Origin of the sequence: Halomonas salsilacus, assembly GCF_051216275.1 — a bacterium.
Classification (GTDB): Bacteria; Pseudomonadota; Gammaproteobacteria; order Pseudomonadales; family Halomonadaceae; genus Halomonas.
Genome location: NZ_JBPKAQ010000001.1, coordinates 562,256 through 578,856 on the forward strand (window position 1 = coordinate 562,256; position 16,601 = coordinate 578,856).

Annotated in this window: 14 protein-coding genes; 13 read left to right on the top strand and 1 reads right to left on the bottom strand. The window is 68.1% G+C overall.

What is annotated here, in order from left to right:
- Positions 1–61: 61 nt before the first annotated feature.
- The 8 genes from ribH to ACR80S_RS02575 all read left to right on the top strand — a co-directional run bounded on the left by ribH (position 62) and on the right by ACR80S_RS02575 (position 9,514).
- On the top strand, positions 62–559 hold the full coding sequence (gene ribH, locus ACR80S_RS02540) for a 6,7-dimethyl-8-ribityllumazine synthase (RefSeq protein ID WP_435400736.1): 498 nt from the start codon (positions 62–64) through the stop codon (positions 557–559).
- On the top strand, positions 556–1,059 hold the full coding sequence (gene nusB, locus ACR80S_RS02545; RefSeq protein WP_435400737.1) for a transcription antitermination factor NusB: 504 nt from the start codon (positions 556–558) through the stop codon (positions 1,057–1,059). The genes ribH and nusB overlap by 4 nt, the downstream gene beginning before the upstream one ends.
- Before the next feature lie 13 nt (positions 1,060–1,072).
- Positions 1,073–2,086 carry a thiamine-phosphate kinase gene (thiL, locus tag ACR80S_RS02550; protein ID WP_435402500.1) on the top strand — a complete coding sequence of 338 codons (1,014 nt, stop codon included), beginning with the start codon at positions 1,073–1,075 and terminating at the stop codon, positions 2,084–2,086.
- A complete protein-coding gene (locus ACR80S_RS02555; RefSeq protein ID WP_435400739.1) occupies positions 2,083–2,562 on the top strand; it encodes a phosphatidylglycerophosphatase A family protein in 480 nt (159 codons plus the stop codon). Before thiL ends, ACR80S_RS02555 begins: the two co-directional genes overlap by 4 nt.
- Before the next feature lie 58 nt (positions 2,563–2,620).
- Positions 2,621–3,856, top strand: a complete 1,236-nt coding sequence (locus ACR80S_RS02560; protein WP_435400740.1) for a DUF945 family protein — start codon at positions 2,621–2,623, stop codon at positions 3,854–3,856.
- A gap of 86 nt (positions 3,857–3,942) precedes the next feature.
- The gene (gene lon / locus ACR80S_RS02565) at positions 3,943–6,405 is read left to right on the top strand and encodes an endopeptidase La (RefSeq protein WP_435400741.1); all 2,463 of its coding nucleotides are present in this window, start codon (positions 3,943–3,945) and stop codon (positions 6,403–6,405) included.
- Positions 6,406–6,524: 119 nt separating this feature from the next.
- Positions 6,525–8,369 (top strand): dihydroxy-acid dehydratase, encoded by a 1,845-nt coding sequence (gene ilvD, locus ACR80S_RS02570; protein ID WP_435402501.1) that lies wholly within the window; start codon positions 6,525–6,527, stop codon positions 8,367–8,369.
- 56 nt (positions 8,370–8,425) lie between these two features.
- On the top strand, positions 8,426–9,514 hold the full coding sequence (locus tag ACR80S_RS02575; RefSeq protein ID WP_435400743.1) for an oxidoreductase: 1,089 nt from the start codon (positions 8,426–8,428) through the stop codon (positions 9,512–9,514).
- On the opposite strand, the gene nudE is transcribed toward ACR80S_RS02575, so the two are convergent.
- Entirely contained in the window at positions 9,515–10,141 is a 627-nt protein-coding gene (gene nudE / locus ACR80S_RS02580) for an ADP compounds hydrolase NudE (RefSeq protein ID WP_435402502.1), read from the bottom strand.
- A gap of 74 nt (positions 10,142–10,215) precedes the next feature.
- Here nudE and yrfG point away from each other — a divergent pair, with 74 nt between their 5' ends.
- The 5 genes from yrfG to ACR80S_RS02605 all read left to right on the top strand — a co-directional run bounded on the left by yrfG (position 10,216) and on the right by ACR80S_RS02605 (position 16,594).
- Positions 10,216–10,929, top strand: coding sequence for a GMP/IMP nucleotidase (gene yrfG / locus ACR80S_RS02585; protein ID WP_435400745.1), 714 nt, complete (start codon positions 10,216–10,218; stop codon positions 10,927–10,929).
- Positions 10,922–11,311, top strand: a complete 390-nt coding sequence (gene hslR, locus ACR80S_RS02590) for a ribosome-associated heat shock protein Hsp15 (protein WP_379759182.1) — start codon at positions 10,922–10,924, stop codon at positions 11,309–11,311. The genes yrfG and hslR overlap by 8 nt, the downstream gene beginning before the upstream one ends.
- 13 nt (positions 11,312–11,324) lie before the next feature.
- The gene (hslO, locus tag ACR80S_RS02595) at positions 11,325–12,200 is read left to right on the top strand and encodes an Hsp33 family molecular chaperone HslO (RefSeq protein WP_435402503.1); all 876 of its coding nucleotides are present in this window, start codon (positions 11,325–11,327) and stop codon (positions 12,198–12,200) included.
- A gap of 246 nt (positions 12,201–12,446) precedes the next feature.
- On the top strand, positions 12,447–14,000 hold the full coding sequence (locus ACR80S_RS02600; RefSeq protein ID WP_435402504.1) for a phosphoenolpyruvate carboxykinase: 1,554 nt from the start codon (positions 12,447–12,449) through the stop codon (positions 13,998–14,000).
- Between the two features lie 158 nt (positions 14,001–14,158).
- A complete protein-coding gene (locus ACR80S_RS02605; RefSeq protein ID WP_435402505.1) occupies positions 14,159–16,594 on the top strand; it encodes a Tex family protein in 2,436 nt (811 codons plus the stop codon).
- The last annotated feature ends 7 nt before the right edge of the window (positions 16,595–16,601 follow it).

A 16,601-nucleotide genomic window follows, 5' to 3' on the forward strand; every position in this document is an offset into this window, starting at 1 on the left:
GCCCCGACCATCGAGCGGGCGCGGCCATGGGTCGCGCCCCCGCATCATCAGGAAGACTGACATGGAACCCATTTCTCAAGTGGAAGGCAGCTTCATCGACGTGGATGGCCGCTACGTCATCGTCGTGGGCCGCTTCAATCATCACGTGGTCGACAGCCTGGTGGAGGGCGCCGTCGACAGCCTGGTGCGCCATGGCGTCGCCGGTGAGAACATCGATATCGTCCACGTGCCGGGTGCCTGGGAGCTGCCGCTGGCGGTCAAGAAGGTCCTCAGGGTGGCACGCCCCGATGCGGTGATCGCGCTAGGCGCGGTGATCCGCGGCGGCACCCCCCACTTCGAGTACGTGGCCGGCGGCTGCAACGCGGCCCTGGGCACCCTGCAGCTGGAGTTCGAGACTCCCATCGCCAACGGCGTGCTCACCGTCAACTCCATCGAGCAGGCCATCGAGCGCTCCGGTACCAAGGCCGGCAACAAGGGTGCCGAGGCGGCCATGGCGGCCATGGAGATGGTGTCGCTCTTGCGCTGCTTCGGCGACGACGAAGAGGGGGAAGAAGCATGAGTCGCGAGCGTGATCGCGGACCCTCGAAGGCGCAGCTCTCTCGTCGTGCCGCTCGGGAGCTGGCGGTGCAGGGCCTCTACCAGTGGCAGATGACCGGCAAGTCGATCAGCGCGGTAGAGGCGGAGTTTCGCAGCCAGCTGGCCGATGATGACCTCGAGGACCACGAGAACTGGCTCAAGGTCATGGAGATCGCCGACCTGGCGCTGTTTCATGAGCTGCTGCACAACGTGGCGCGCTTCAAGGCCGACCTGGATGCCAGCATCGCGCCGCTGCTCGACCGCAAGCTCGAGGAGCTTGACCTCATCGAACTCTCCATCCTGCGCCTGGGGGCCTATGAGCTCTCGCGCCGCCTGGAGGTGCCCTACCGGGTGGTGATCAACGAGGGCGTCGAGCTGGCAAAGTCCTTCGGCGGCACCGATGGCCACAAATACGTCAACGGTATCCTCGACAAGCTCGCCGGACGCCTGCGCGCCTCCGAGGTGGCCGCCCGCCGCCGCTGAAGGGGATCTCCCCATGGTCAGTGAAACCATGCCCAGTGGAACCGTGCCCAGTCAATCTCCGCACGGTGAGTTCGGGCTGATCGCCCGCTACTTCACCCCGCCGCCGCCCGGGCCTGATGCCGGCGTGGCGCTGGGGGTGGGTGACGACTGCTCGCTGCTGGTCCCCGCGGCGGGGCGGCAGCTGGTGGTGAGCGTCGATACCTCGGTGGCCGGCATTCACTACCCCGAGGATGCGCCCGCCGACGCGGTGGGACATCGTGCCCTGGCGGTCAGCCTCAGCGACCTGGCGGCCATGGGCGCCCGTGCCCGCTGGTGCCTGATGGCGCTGACCCTGGCCGAGGTCGACGAGGCCTGGCTCGACGGCTTCTCGCGGGGCTTTCGCGCGCTCGCCGAGGCCAGCGGCACCGCCCTGGTGGGCGGCGACGTGACCCGGGGGGCCACCGCCATCGGCGTCACGGTGATGGGAGAGGTGGCGCCCGGGGCGGCGCTGACCCGTCATGGCGGGCGCCCGGGCGATCTGGTCGCGGTGACCGGCGCGCTGGGCGGCGGGGGCGGCGGCCTGGCGCTCTGGGAGCGCGGCGAACGCGACCCGTCCCATCCGCTGCTGGTCCGCTACCTGCGACCCCAGCCGCGCCTGGCGGCCGGCGAGGCGCTGGTGGGGCTGGCTACCGCGGCCATCGATGTCTCCGACGGCCTGCTGGCCGACCTGGGCCATCTCCTGGAGCGTACAGGCCTGGGTGCTTCCCTTGTCCCCGAGGCGCTGCCCCTGGCGGAAGGGCTCATCGAGGCGCTTGGCGAGGAGGAGGCCCGCCAGGCGGCGCTGACCGGCGGCGACGACTACGAGTTGCTGTTGGCCCTTCCCGGGGAATGCATCGACGAGGCCCGCGCGCGACTCGCCGCCCTGGGCCTGCCGCTCACCGTCATCGGCCGCCTCGAAACCGAGCCCGGTCTGCGAGGTGTGGAGGACCAGTGGGAAGGCGGCTGGCAGCACTTCCATGGTCGGTCATCACCGGGGGAGAGCCCATGAAAAAGAAAAACGCACCTGCCAGCGTCTGGCATCGCCCGACCCACTTCCTGGCCTTCGGCCTGGGCAGCGGGGCATCGCCCTGGGCCCCGGGGACCTTCGGCACCCTGGCCGCCATTCCCTTCTACTGGCTGCTCTCCGAGCTGCCCTTGGGCTGGTACCTGTCGGTGGTGTTCGTGGCCTTCGTCTGGGGGGTCTGGCTGTGCGAGAAGACCTCCCATGACCTCGGCGTCCATGACCATTCCGGCATCGTCTGGGACGAGTTCGTGGGCTACTGGATCACCATGGCCGCGGTGCCCTTCTCCTGGGAGGCGGCGCTGTGGGGGTTCGTGCTCTTCCGCATTTTCGATGTCATCAAGCCCTGGCCGATTCGCTGGGCGGACCGCCGGGTGGCGGGTGGCTTCGGCATCATGATCGACGACGTGATGGCGGGCATCTACGCCTGGAGCATCATGCACATCTGGTTCTGGTTACACTGAGCGGCCTGGGCGTTGCGGCTCGCCCGCCCGGACGACGCCGAGCAGGGAAGGGGGTGCCATGCGCAAGGAACGACTGATCGTCCCCGTGGTGGTGGCGTTGGCCGTGGCCTGGGCGGTGGCTCAGTACCTCGCCTCCTGGCTCTTCGAGCGGGAGCTGGTCCGTGCCCTGGTCGATCTGGAGGCCCGCGGCGAGATGGTGATGGAACGCAGCGAGGTGGAGCGGGGCTGGCTGGGCTCTTCGGGGGTCGTGCAGGTCTCCCCGGTGCTGGGCGACGGCTGGCGGCTCGAGCTCTCCTACGCGGCTCGCCATGGCGTCTTCAGTACCCGCATCGAGGGCGACGCGCGCCCCTTCACCGGCACCCGCCAGCTGCGCCTGTTCGGCGACTGGCTGCCGTCGAGCCCCCCGCGCTGGCATGCCCGCTACCAGACCCTGGGCGGCACCCTGGAGGGCAGCATTCAGCTGGCCCCTTTCCTCATCAGCCAGGGCCCCCGCGAGCTCGACTTTCGCGGCGGCCAGCTCGGCTTCGGGGGGCAGCAGGGCGACTGGCGGCTGCGCGCTCGGCTGCAGCCCTGGCGGCTGACCGACGGCACGGCCATGCTGGAGTCCGGGCCGGTCTCCCTGGAGAGTCGCTACGCCTATACCGCCGGCGCCCACCACTTCACCCAGCTGGACCTGCTGCATATCGACCAGCTGACCTGGCAGCAGCCCGGCCTGGAACTCGAGGCTCATGAGCTGCTCTACCGCAGCCGCATGCAGCTCGATGACAGCGAGTTGAGAATCGACAGCGAGCTGACCCTTGGCGAGGTGCTGGCGGCGGAACAGGTGCTGTTGAGTGGGCGGGTGGCCATGGAGGTGTCGCGGATCAATGCCGACGCGCTGCGCGAGGCGCTGGCCGGGCTGCGCCGGGAGGCGGCCCAGGCTCGAGAGCTCTCCCCCCGGGAGCTGCTCGCCCGCCTGGAGCCGGAACTGCTGGCGACCCTGATCGATTCGCCGCGCCTGGACCTGACCGAGGTGGCCCTGGAAAGCCCGATGCTGGGGCTTGCCGCCCGCGCCGACGGGTCGCTGTTCTTCGACCCGCGTCGCCTCGACGAGCTAAGCCTGGTGCGTCTCGACGACGAGGCCGAGCAGGCACGTTGGCTGTCGCGGCTGGACGGCGACTTCACCTGGCATGAGGTGCCGGCGGTGGTGGCCCTGTGGCTGGGCCTGCCGCTGGGCACCAAGGACCTGGAGATCGACGTGATCCGCGGCAGGCTCAGGGTCAACGGTCGGCCGATGCCGCCTCTCTGGCGCTGATATCTCCCCGATGACTTGAAGTGGCGGCCGTTCGCCCGCATTCCTGAGCCAACGGCACGAGCCATCATCGGATCAGGACGATAACCATGAGCGACGAGCAGGATCGCCACCACGACCCGGACACGCCGGAGTGGCTGCACGACTCCCAGGACGAGGACGAGCTCTTCGGCCTCGATGACCCGCACGGTGATCGCCAGCCCGGCGAGAGCCAGCGCGCCATGGTGCCGGCCCGTGACGCCCTTCCCGAACGTATCTACCTGCTGCCGATCCACAATCGCCCCTTCTTCCCGGCTCAGGTGCAGCCGCTGGTGATCAACCGCGAGCGCTGGGAAGAGACGATACAGCGCGTCGCCAAGACGGCGCACCACACCGTGGGGCTGGCCTTCGTCGGCGAGGCCGCCGTGGAGGGGCTGGCCCACGACGACTTCCCCGAGATAGGCACTGCGGTGAAGATGCACAAGCTGCAGGGCGAGGAGGGGCAGCTGCAGTTCATCGCCCAGGGCCTGCAGCGCTTTCGTATCCAGCGCTGGCTCTCCAAGGAGCCGCCCTATCTGGTGGAGGTGAGCTACCCCCGCGAGCCGGTGGACGCCGAGGCCGACGAGGCCCGCGCCTATGCCATGGCGCTGATCAACGGCATCAAGGAGCTGCTGCCGATCAACCCCCTCTATGGCGAGGAGCTCAAGCACTACCTCAACCGCTTCAGCCCCCACGAGCCGAGCCCGCTCACCGACTTCGCCGCCGCCATCACCTCCGCCAAGGGGCGCGAGCTGCAGGACGTGCTGGCCACCCTGCCGGTGCTTGCCCGCATGCAGAAGGTGCTACCGCTGCTGCGCAAGGAGATCGAGGTCGCCCAGCTCCAGAGCGAGATCAGCGACCAGGTCAACGCCCAGATGCAGGAGCGCCAGCGGGAGTTCTTCCTGCGCGAGCAGCTCAAGGTGATTCAGCGTGAGCTGGGCATCTCCAAGGACGACCGCGAGAATGACGTCGACACCTTCCGCGACCGCCTGGAGAGCCTCGTCGTGCCGCCCAAGGTGCTGACCCGCATCGAGGAGGAGCTCGACAAGCTCTCGGTGCTGGAGACCGGTTCGCCGGAGTACGGCACCACCCGCAACTACCTGGACTGGTTGACCAGCATGCCCTGGGGCGTGCACAGCCAGGACCAGCTCGACCTGACCCACGCCCGAGAGGTGCTCGACCGCGACCACGACGGCCTGGCCGACGTGAAGGAGCGCATCGTCGAGTTCCTCGCCGAGGGCACCTTCAAGGGCGACGTGGGCGGCTCCATCCTGCTGCTGGTGGGCCCGCCCGGGGTCGGCAAGACCTCGGTGGGCCGTTCCATCGCCGAGACGCTGGGGCGCGAGTTCTACCGCTTCTCGGTGGGCGGCATGCGCGACGAGGCGGAGATCAAGGGCCATCGGCGCACCTACATCGGCGCCATGCCCGGCAAGCTTGCCCAGGCGCTCAAGGAGGTCGAGGTCGAGAACCCGGTGATCATGCTCGACGAGATCGACAAGATGGGCCAGTCCTTCCAGGGCGACCCCGGCTCGGCGCTGCTCGAGGTGCTCGACCCGGAGCAGAACGTCGACTTCCTCGACCACTACCTGGACGTGCGCCTGGACCTCTCCCGGGTGCTCTTTGTGTGCACCGCCAATACCCTGGATTCGATCCCGGGGCCGCTGCTCGATCGCATGGAGCAGATCCGCCTCTCCGGCTACATCGCCGAGGAGAAGCTGGCCATCGCCCGCAACCACCTGTGGCCCAAGTTGCTCAAGCGCGCCAACATCCCGAAGAAGCGCATCAACCTCACCGAGGCGGCCCTGCGTCAGGTGGTCGAGGGCTATGCCCGGGAGGCCGGGGTGCGTCAGCTCGAGAAGCAGCTGCACCGCATCGTGCGCAAGGCGGCGGTGAGACTGCTGGAGAACGATCAGCAGTCGGTGAAGGTCTCGGTGAAGAACCTCGAGACCTTCCTCGGCGCGCCCATCTTCCGCAAGGAGCAGGTGCTCAAGGGGGAGGGGGTGGTCACCGGCCTGGCCTGGACCTCTATGGGCGGCGCCACCCTGCCCATCGAGGCGGGCAAGGTGCACTCGCTTACCCGCGGCTTCAAGCTCACCGGCAAGCTCGGCGAGGTGATGCAGGAGTCGGCCAACATCGCCTACAGCTATGTGCTGGGCCACCTGGCCGAGTACGGCGCCGACGCCGACTTCTTCGACTCCGCCTTCGTGCACCTGCACGTGCCGGAGGGCGCCACCCCCAAGGACGGCCCCTCGGCGGGGGTCACCATGGCCACGGCGCTGCTCTCGCTGGCCAGGCACCACTCCATCGATCGGTCGCTGGCCATGACCGGCGAGCTGACCCTCACCGGCCAGGTGCTGCCGGTGGGCGGTATCCGCGAGAAGGTGATCGCCGCCCGGCGCAGCGGCATCTTCGAGGTGATACTTCCCGACGCCAATCGCCGCGACTACGATGAGCTGCCCGACCACCTCAAGGAGGGCATGACAGTGCACTTCGCCAGGCGCTACCAGGACGTGGCCAGACTGGTGTTTGGCTAGCGAGATGCGCTTGGCCGGCGCCGGTGGCAAGGCCGCGTCGGCCATGCCAGAATCCCCGGCTGACTGAACAGCAGAACCGCCCGGGCCCTGTCACGGGCGGCGCACCACGAGAGGACACCATGCCCGAGTATCGTTCCCGCACCACCACCGCCGGCCGCAACATGGCCGGCGCCCGCGCCCTGTGGCGTGCCACCGGCATGAAGGACGACGACTTCCACAAGCCGATCATTGCCGTGGCCAACTCCTTCACCCAGTTCGTGCCCGGTCACGTGCACCTGAAGGACATGGGGCAGCTGGTGGCCCGCGAGATCGAGAAGGCCGGCGGCGTGGCCAAGGAGTTCAACACCATCGCCGTGGATGACGGCATCGCCATGGGCCACGACGGCATGCTCTATTCGCTGCCGAGCCGTGACCTGATCGCCGACAGCGTCGAGTACATGGTCAATGCCCACTGCGCCGACGCCCTGGTGTGCATCTCCAACTGCGACAAGATCACCCCCGGGATGCTCAACGCCGCCATGCGCCTGAACATTCCGGTGATGTTCGTCTCCGGCGGTCCCATGGAGGCCGGCAAGACCAAGCTGCTCGACCACGGCCTCGACCTGGTGGACGCCATGGTGATGGCCGCCGACGACAGCGTCGACGACGAGACCCTGGCCGAGGTGGAACGCAGCGCCTGCCCCACCTGCGGCAGCTGCTCGGGCATGTTCACCGCCAACTCCATGAATTGCCTGACCGAGGCGCTGGGACTGGCGCTGCCCGGCAACGGCACCGTGCTGGCCACCCACGCCGACCGCCGCCGCCTGTTCGAGACCGCGGGCCACCGCATCGTCGAGCTGGCCAAGCGCGTCTACGAAGGCGACGAGAGCCAGCTGCTGCCCCGCGCCATCGGTTCGAAGGCGGCCTTTCGCAATGCGATGACCCTCGATATCGCCATGGGCGGCTCCACCAACACCATCCTGCACCTGCTGGCCGCGGCCCAGGAGGCCGAGGTCGACTTCACCATGTCCGATATCGACCGCCTGTCGCGGGAAGTGCCTCAGCTGTGCAAGGTGGCGCCCAACACCCAGAAGTACCACATCGAGGACGTGCACCGTGCCGGTGGCATCATGGCGATCCTCGGCGAGCTCGACCGCGCCGGAGTGCTGGATACCTCGGTGCCCACCGTCTACGGCGACTCCCTCAAGTCAGCACTGGAGGAGTGGGACATCATGCGCAGCCCCAGCGCCGAGGTGGTGGAGTTCTTCAAGGCCGGCCCCGGCGGAGTGCCCACCCAGGTGGCCTTCTCCCAGAGTGTGCGCTGGCCGAGCCTCGACGGTGACCGTGCCACCGGCTGCATCCGCGACCTGGAGCATGCCTTCTCGCAGCAGGGCGGGCTCGCCGTGCTCTCCGGCAACATCGCCCTGGACGGCTGCGTGGTGAAGACCGCCGGTGTCGATGACTCCATCCTGGTCTTCGAGGGCTCGGCCCACGTGGTCGAGTCCCAGGACCAGGCCGTGGCGGACATCCTCGACGGCAAGGTGAAGGAGGGCGACGTGGTGGTGATCCGCTACGAGGGGCCAAAGGGAGGCCCGGGCATGCAGGAGATGCTCTACCCGACCTCCTACCTGAAGTCCCGGGGACTCGGCAAGGCGTGTGCGCTGCTCACCGACGGGCGCTTCTCCGGCGGCACCTCGGGGCTCTCCATTGGCCATGTCTCGCCGGAAGCCGCCGCCGGCGGCGCCATCGGCCTGGTGGAGCAGGGCGACACCATCCAGATCGACATCCCCAACCGGGCGATAAACGTCAAGTTGACCGACGCCGAGCTGGCCGCCCGCCGCGAGGCCATGGAGGCGAAGGGCGCAGAGGCCTGGAAGCCTGACACCCCGCGCGACCGCAAGGTATCGGCGGCGCTCAAGGCCTACGCCATGCTGGCCACCTCCGCCGACAAGGGCGCGGTGCGAGACCTCTCCAAGCTTGACTGAGCCGCTCCTGCCCCGGCCCTGCGCCGGGGCGTCCATTTCAGCAGGGAAGCCTCATCATGAAGACCCACACCCTTAGCGTCGGCCTGATCGGCTACGGCATGGCGGGCCAGTTCCTTCATGCTCCCCTGATCCAGGCCACCCCCGGCATGCAGCTGACCGCCGTGGTCAGCAGTGAGGTCGACAGGGTTCACGCCGACCTGCCCGATGTGGAGGTGCTGGCCAAGGCCCCGGCGCTGCTTGCTCGGCGGGATATCGACCTGGTAGTGATCGCCACCCCCAACGAGACCCACTACCCGCTGGCCAAGGCGGCGCTGGCGGCGGGCAAGCACCTGGTCATCGACCAGCCCTTCACGGTATCGCTCTCCGAGGCGCGGCTGCTGCGTACCCAGGCAGAAGGCGCCGAGCGGCTAGTCAGCGTCTTCCACAATCGCCGCTGGGACAGCGACTTCCTGACCTTGCAGGCACTGCTGGAGGCCGGGACCCTGGGGCGGGTGGCGGCGCTGGAATCGCGCCTCGACCGCTTTCGACCCACGGTCACCGACCGCTGGCGGGACCACCATCAGCCGGGCGGAGGGATCTGGTTCGACCTGGGGCCGCCCCTGCTCGATCAGGTGCGAGCCCTGTTCGGCATGCCTCGGGCGATCCTGCTGGAGTTGGCTACGGTGCGTGACGGCGCCGAAGTGGATGATGACTTCCTGTGCCTGCTGGAGTATGACGGCCTGCGGGTGACCCTGCAGGCGAGCTCGCTGGTGGCCGATCCGACGCCGCGCTTCAGGGTCCACGGCACCCGCGGCAGCTACGTGACGTTCGGGCTGGACCCTCAGGAGGCGTGGCTCAAGGCGGGGCGTATTCCGTCACCCGGCTGGGGGGCCGATCCCGTGATGGGGCGTTTGACCCCGGCCGAAGGCGATGGTGAATCAGTCGAGAGTCGGGAGTATCCCAACCTGCCGGGCGACTGGCCCGCCTACTATGCGGGCCTCGCCGAGGCCCTGCTGCACGGAGCGGCACCGCCGGTGACCCTCGATGAGGCCATGGACGTCATGACCCTGCTCGAATCCGGCCTGGACAGCTATCGCCAGGGGCGCTGGCTGCGCCTCAAGGAGGGCAACGACCTGAGGCGCCGGCTGCACGCCGCAGGACGCTGACTACCAGAGCGAATCCTGGCTGGCCTCGGCGCGCAGCCGATCTCGGGCGATGTAGAGGGCAGCGATGGCCCTGGCCTCATGAAAGTCGTCTCGGGCGAGCAGTGCGGTCAGCTCGTCGATCGGGTGGGTCTCGACGATCAGCGGCTCGGGCTCGTCGCCGGGCAGCCGCTTCGGGTAGAGGTCCTTGGCCAGCAGCACCTGCATGCGATGGCGCATGTAGTTGGGCGCCAGCGACAGCTCCACCAGCGGCTCGATGCTGCGCGCGCCGAAGCCGCACTCTTCCATCAGCTCTCGATTGGCGGCGGTGACGATATCCTCGCCCGGGTCCACCAGCCCCTTGGGCAGGGTCAGCACATAGTCCTCGAAGCCGGCGGCGTACTCGCGGATCAGCAGCACATGCTCGGGGTCGGGCATGGCGACGATCATCACCGCGCCCTGGTCGCTGCCGGTGAGCCGCTCGAAGGTACGCTCCTCGCCATTGGAGAAGCGCAGATCCAGGGATTCGACGTGGAAGAGGCGGCTCCTGGCCACCGTCTGGCGGGCGAGGACCCGGGGTTTCTGCGGCCACTGTGGCTCTGATCCGGGAGCGTTGGGCGCGGGGGCCCGGGACCTGGGGGCGTCAGACATGGAGGCTCCGTTTCTGGGAGGGGAGGGCGCCTGATACAATAGCATTCCTTGCCAGCTACCACCCGGGAGTCGCGATGATCGACTGGCGTGCCATCGATACCGTCCTGCTCGACATGGACGGTACCCTGCTGGACCTGCATTTCGACAGCCACTTCTGGCTGGAGCACCTGCCCAGGCGCTACGTGGAGCTGCACCAGCTCGACGAGGCCACCCAGGAGGTGGTGCGCTCCAAGGTGCTTCACGAGCAGGGCACCCTCAACTGGTACAGCCTGGCCTACTGGAGCCGCGAGCTGGACCTCGACATCGTGGCGCTCAAGCGCGAGATCCAGCACCTGATCGGCCTGAGAAGCGACGCCCTGGACTTCCTCAAGTGGCTCAAGCTGGCCCACCCCCGGGTGGTGCTGGCCACCAATGCCGACCGCGCCAGCCTCGAACTGAAGCTGCCGCTCACCGGCCTGGAAGAGTACCTGGACGCCATCGTCTCCTCGGCAGATCTGGGCGTGCCCAAGGAGGAGCAGGCCTTCTGGCCCGCCCTGCAACGGGTCGAGCCCTTCGACCCGGCCCGCACCCTGTTCATCGATGACAACCCCAGGGTGCTGGCGAGCGCCCGGGAGTTCGGTATCCGCCACCTGCTCGGCATCAAGCAGCCCGACAGCACTCGGCCTGAGAAGGAGCTCGAGGAGTTCGTCGCCCTGGATCGCTTCGCCGCCATCCTGCCCGGCCATCGCCCTCCCGGCCTGCGGGCCACGAAGGGCGACAACGCGCCGGAGGAGGAGGCTCATGGATAGCGTGCGGCTCGACAAGTGGCTGTGGGCGGCGCGCTTCTTCAAGACCCGAGGCCTGGCCAAGAAGGCCATCGAAGGCGGCAAGGTGCACTACAACGGCGCCCGGGCCAAGACCAGCAGGAGCGTCGAGCTGGGGGCCCTGGTGCGCGTGCCCCAGGGCTGGGACCTCATGGAGGTCGAGGTCGTTGCGCTCAGTGACCAGCGCCGCGGCGCCCCCGAGGCCCGCGCCCTCTATCGCGAGACCGAGGAGAGCGCGGTGCGTCGCGAACGCGAGGCCGAGGCGCGGCGTCTCACCAACCAGGCCATGCAGCACCCGCTCAAGCGCCCCGACAAGAAGCAGCGCCGGGACATCCAGCGTTTCCAGCGTCAGCAGCCCGACGACTAGCCAGAGAGTCAAGATGACCGACCAGATCCAGCGTTTCCTCTTTGATAACACCAACGTCCGCGGCGAGCTCGTCACCCTCGAGCGGGCCTACGCCGAGGTGCTCGACCGCCACGCCTACCCGCCGGTGGTCAACCGTCTGCTGGGTGAGCTGCTCGCCGCCGTGGCGTTGCTCACCGACACCGTCAAGCTCGATGGCACCCTGAGCATCGAGGTGCGCGGCAAGGGCGCCCTGGCCCTGCTGATGGCCGAATCGAACCCCGGCGGCGAGCTGCGCGCCATCGCTCGCCTGACCGAGGACGCGCCGACGCCGGCCGATGACGCGGGCTTCCTCGAGCTGCTGGGCGAGGGCCAGATCATGATCACCCTGGACCCCCGCGAGGGGCACCGCTACCAGGGCATCGTCGCCCTGGATCACGACAGCCTGGCCGGCTGCCTGGCCGCCTACTTCGTCCAGTCGGAGCAGCTGCCCACCCACCTGTGGCTGGCCGCGGATGGCCACCGTGCCGGCGGCCTGCTGCTGCAGCGCATGCCAGACGAGTCGCAGAACCAGGACCAGGACGCCTGGGATCGCTGCGTGCTGCTGGCCGATACGGTCAAGGACGAGGAACTGTTGACCCTCGGCCCCGAGATGCTGCTGCACCGCCTCTACCACGAGGAGACGGTGCGGATCTTCGACCCCAAGCCGCTGCGCTTCGGCTGCACCTGCTCCCGGGAGCGTATCGCCTCGGCCCTGCTGACCCTTGGCCAGGTGGAATTGCGCGAGGTGCTGGCCGAGCACGGCAGCATCGATACCCAGTGCCATTTCTGCCACACCCGCTATCACTTCGACGAGGTCGAGGTCGAGGCGTTGCTGGCCCAGGGCGATTCATCGCCCCCCGTGGTCCACTGACGCTGCTGCGATGCACAATGAATTCTGTAGTCAAATGGCGTGATGTTGTAGAAAAACTACATGAATTTCGCCCAAAAACGGCGTTCCCCGCGGTGGCACTTTTTGCCATAATGGTGCCGCTTTTTCGGCTCGATCGCTTCGCCTCCAGACGGGATATCCGCAGCGGCGATCGATGGCAGGTACCCGCTGCGTCGCCACCCGACGCCCGGCACACGAGAGAATCGGCCGCAAGGCCCAGGAACCGACATGACCACACCCCAAGCTCCCAAAGCCCACGTCAACCTCAGCAGCGCCGAACTGATCGAGCGTGCAGTGGCCACCGGCGAGGGCCGCCTGGCCGCCAATGGCGCCCTGGTGGTGAATACCGGTGTGCGCACCGGGCGCTCGCCCAAGGACCGTTTCCTTGTCGATGAGCCCTCCACCAGCGCGCAGATCGACTGGGGCAGCGTGAACCGTCCCTTCGACGTCGAAAAGTTCGATGCCCTCTGGGCCCGCGTCGAAGACTACCTGCTGGGTCGCGAGCACTACGTGTCGGAGCTCCACGTGGGCAGCGATCCGACCTACTACCTGCCGGTGCGGGTGCAGACCGAGACCGCATGGCAGAACCTGTTCGGCCGCACCTTGTTCGTGCGCCCGGCGGCCTACAACCCTTCCGCCAAGGAGGAGTGGACCATCATCAACGCCGCCGGCTTCGAGTGTCAGCCGTCCCGCGACGGCACCCACTCCGACGGCGCCGTGATCATCAACTTCGCCCAGAAGAAGGTGCTGATCGCCGGGATGCGCTACGCCGGCGAGATGAAGAAGGCCATGTTCTCCGTGCAGAACTTCCTGCTGCCGGCCTTTGACGTGTTGCCGATGCACTGCTCCGCCAACGTCGGCGAGGACGGCGAGACCTGCCTTTTCTTCGGCCTCTCCGGCACCGGCAAGACCACCCTCTCCGCCGATACGGCCCGCTATCTGATCGGTGACGACGAGCACTCCTGGGGCCCGGGCACCGTCTTCAACATCGAGGGCGGCTGCTACGCCAAGTGCATCGATCTCTCCGAGAAGAACGAGCCGGTCATCTGGAACGCCATCAAGTTCGGCACCGTGCTGGAGAACGTGGTTCTCGACGACCGCCGTGAGCCGGACTACGCCGACGACAGCCTGACCCAGAACTCCCGCGCCGCCTACCCGCTGGAGCACGTCGAGAAGCGTGTGCCCGAGAACCGCGCCGGTGAGCCCAATGCCATCGTCTTCCTGACCTGTGACATGAGCGGCGTGCTGCCCCCGGTCTCGGTGCTCTCCAAGGAAGCCGCGGCCTATCACTTCCTCTCCGGTTATACCGCCAAGGTGGGCTCCACCGAGATGGGCTCCGCCGAAGGTCTCTCCACCACCTTCTCCACCTGTTTCGGCGCCCCCTTCTTCCCGCGTCCGGCTCGGGAATACGCGGATCTGCTGATCAAGCGCGTGGACGAGAAGGACGCCCAGGTCTACCTGGTCAACACCGGCTGGACCGGCGGCTCCTACGGTGAGGGCGGCTCACGTTTCTCCATCCCCACCACCCGAGCCATCATCAGCGCCATCCAGACCGGCGTGCTGCGCGAGGTCGAGACCCGGCACATCGACGGGCTCAACCTGGAGGTGCCGGTGGCGGTGCCGGGCGTCGACTCCAGCCTGCTCGACCCGCGCGAAACCTGGGAAGACAAGGCCGCCTACGACCGCAAGCGTCAGGACCTGGCCGCGCAGTTCGTCGACAACTTCAAGAAGTTCGACGGCGTCAACGAAACGATCGTCAAGGCAGGCCCCAGTCTGACCTGATCACTCGGCGGCGCTAGCAAGTCTCGCTACCCCTGCAACACAGCCCCGCGTGCCCCGGCCGCGGGGCTGTTGCTTTACACGGACGTCAAGCCTGCCGCAGGCGGAGCGCTTGTGATACCTTGTCGCGATCGATTTTCGAGCATCAGCGAAGGGGTTACATGGACGCCACCAGCCGCATCATCACGCGCCTCGCCGAGGAGCTTTCCGTTCGCCCGCAGCAGGTCTCGGCCACGGTGGAGCTGCTCGACGGTGGGGCGACGGTGCCCTTCATCGCCCGCTATCGCAAGGAGGTGACCGGCGGGCTCGACGACATCCAGCTGCGCAACCTTCATGAGCGGCTCGGCTATCTGCGGGAGCTGGAGGAGCGCCGCGCCGCGGTGCTGTCCGCCGTCGACGAGCAAGGCAAGCTGACCGCGGAGCTTGCGGGGCTGATCCAGGCCGCCGACACCAAGCAGCGCCTGGAAGACCTCTACCTGCCCTACAAGAAGAAGCGTCGCACCAAGGCTCAGATCGCACGCGAAGCGGGCCTCGAGCCCCTGGCCGATGCGCTGCTGGCCGACCCGACCCTGGATCCGGACACCGAGGCGGCCAAGTACCTTCGCCCGGCAGAAGGTGACATCCCCGCCGTCGAGGACACGAAAGCGGCCCTGGACGGCGCCCGCCAGATCCTGATGGAGCGCTTCGCCGAGGACGCCGAGCTGGTGGGCCGGCTGCGCGAGCGGCTGTGGCAGGAGGGTGAGCTCAGCGCCCGGCTGATTGCCGGCAAGGAGCAGGAGGGCGCCAAGTTCTCCGACTACTTCGAGCATGACGAGAAGCTCGCCAGGACGCCGTCCCACCGGGCCCTGGCCATGTTCCGCGGCCGCAACGAGGGGGTGCTGACACTTGCCATCAGGCTGCCCGGCGAGGACGAGGCGCCCATCCATCCCGCCCAAGTGGCCATCGCCCGCCACTTCGATATTTTCAACGGGAGCCGCGACGAGGGGCGCGCCGCCGACAAGTGGCTGCGCGACGTGGTGCGCTGGACCTGGCGGGTCAAGCTCTACACCCATCTCGAGACCGAGCTGATGGGCCGACTGCGCGAGCGCGCCGAGCTTGCCGCCATCGAGGTGTTCGCCGCCAACCTCAAGGACCTGCTGCTGGCCGCGCCGGCGGGGCAGAAGGCGACCCTGGCCATCGACCCTGGCCTGCGTACCGGCTGCAAGGTCGCCGTGGTGGACGCCACCGGCCAGTTCCTCGAGGACGCCACCATCTATCCCCATGCGCCGCGCAACGCCTGGGAGGCGTCCCTGGCCGAGCTGGCTCGGCTGGTCGAGAAGCACGACGTGGCGCTGATCGCCGTGGGCAACGGCACCGCCAGCCGTGAGACCGACCGCCTGGCCGGTGACCTGGTCAAGGCATTCTCTTCAAGGTCCGGGGCCGGCAAGCGTGCGCTTTCCAAGGTGATGGTCAGCGAGGCAGGCGCCTCTGTCTACTCCGCCTCGGAGTACGCCTCCCGTGAACTGCCGGATCTCGATGTCACCATCCGCGGCGCGGTCTCCATCGCCCGCCGCCTGCAGGATCCGCTGGCCGAGCTGGTCAAGATCGAGCCCAAGTCCATCGGCGTGGGCCAGTACCAGCACGACGTTTCCCAACTGCAGCTGTCGAGAAGCCTCGAGGCGGTGATCGAGGACTGCGTGAACGGTGTGGGGGTCGACCTCAACACCGCCTCCAGCGCGCTGCTCTCCCGGGTGGCGGGACTCTCGCCGGCCCTGGCCGAGGCGGTCGTCGCCCGACGCAACGCGCAAGGCGCCTTCTCCAGCCGCCGTGAGCTGCTCGACGTCAGCCGCCTGGGGCCCAAGACCTTCGAGCAGTGCGCCGGTTTCTTGCGCATCATGAACGGCGAGAACCCGCTGGATGCCAGCGCCGTGCACCCGGAGGCCTATCCGCTGGTGGAGCGCATCGCCAGGCAGAGCGGCCGAGACCTCGGCAGCCTGATCGGCGACAGCGCGACGCTGAAGGCCGTGAAGCCCGCCGACTTTGCCGACGAGCGCTTCGGTGTGCCCACGGTGACCGATATCCTCGCCGAGTTGGACAAGCCCGGCCGTGACCCGCGGCCCGAGTTCAAGGCCGCCGAGTTCCGCGAGGGGGTCGAGACCCTCAAGGACCTGGAGCCCGGCATGGTGCTCGAGGGCAGCGTCACCAACGTCACCCACTTCGGCGCGTTCGTCGATATTGGCGTCCATCAGGACGGCCTGGTGCATATCTCGGTGCTCTCCGACAGGTTCATCGAGGACCCGCGCTCGGTGGTCAAGGCCGGCGACATCGTCAAGGTCAAGGTGATGAGCGTCGATCTCCCCCGCGCCCGCATCGGCCTCTCCATGCGCCTGGACGACCAGCCGGACGAGGAGGGCGATAACCTCCGCCGCGGTGGCGAGCGTCGCCAGCCCGGGGGCGAGAGATCCAGCGCCCAGACAAGCGGGACTCAGAGAGCCGCGAGCCAGAAAACCGATGGGCAGAAGCCTTCCCGGAAGAGCGGCGGGGGCCGTCAGGACGATCAACAGGGGCAGGTGGGCGCGCTCGGTGCCGCCCTGCTCAAGGCCAAAAAGAAGCGCTAATCTTCCA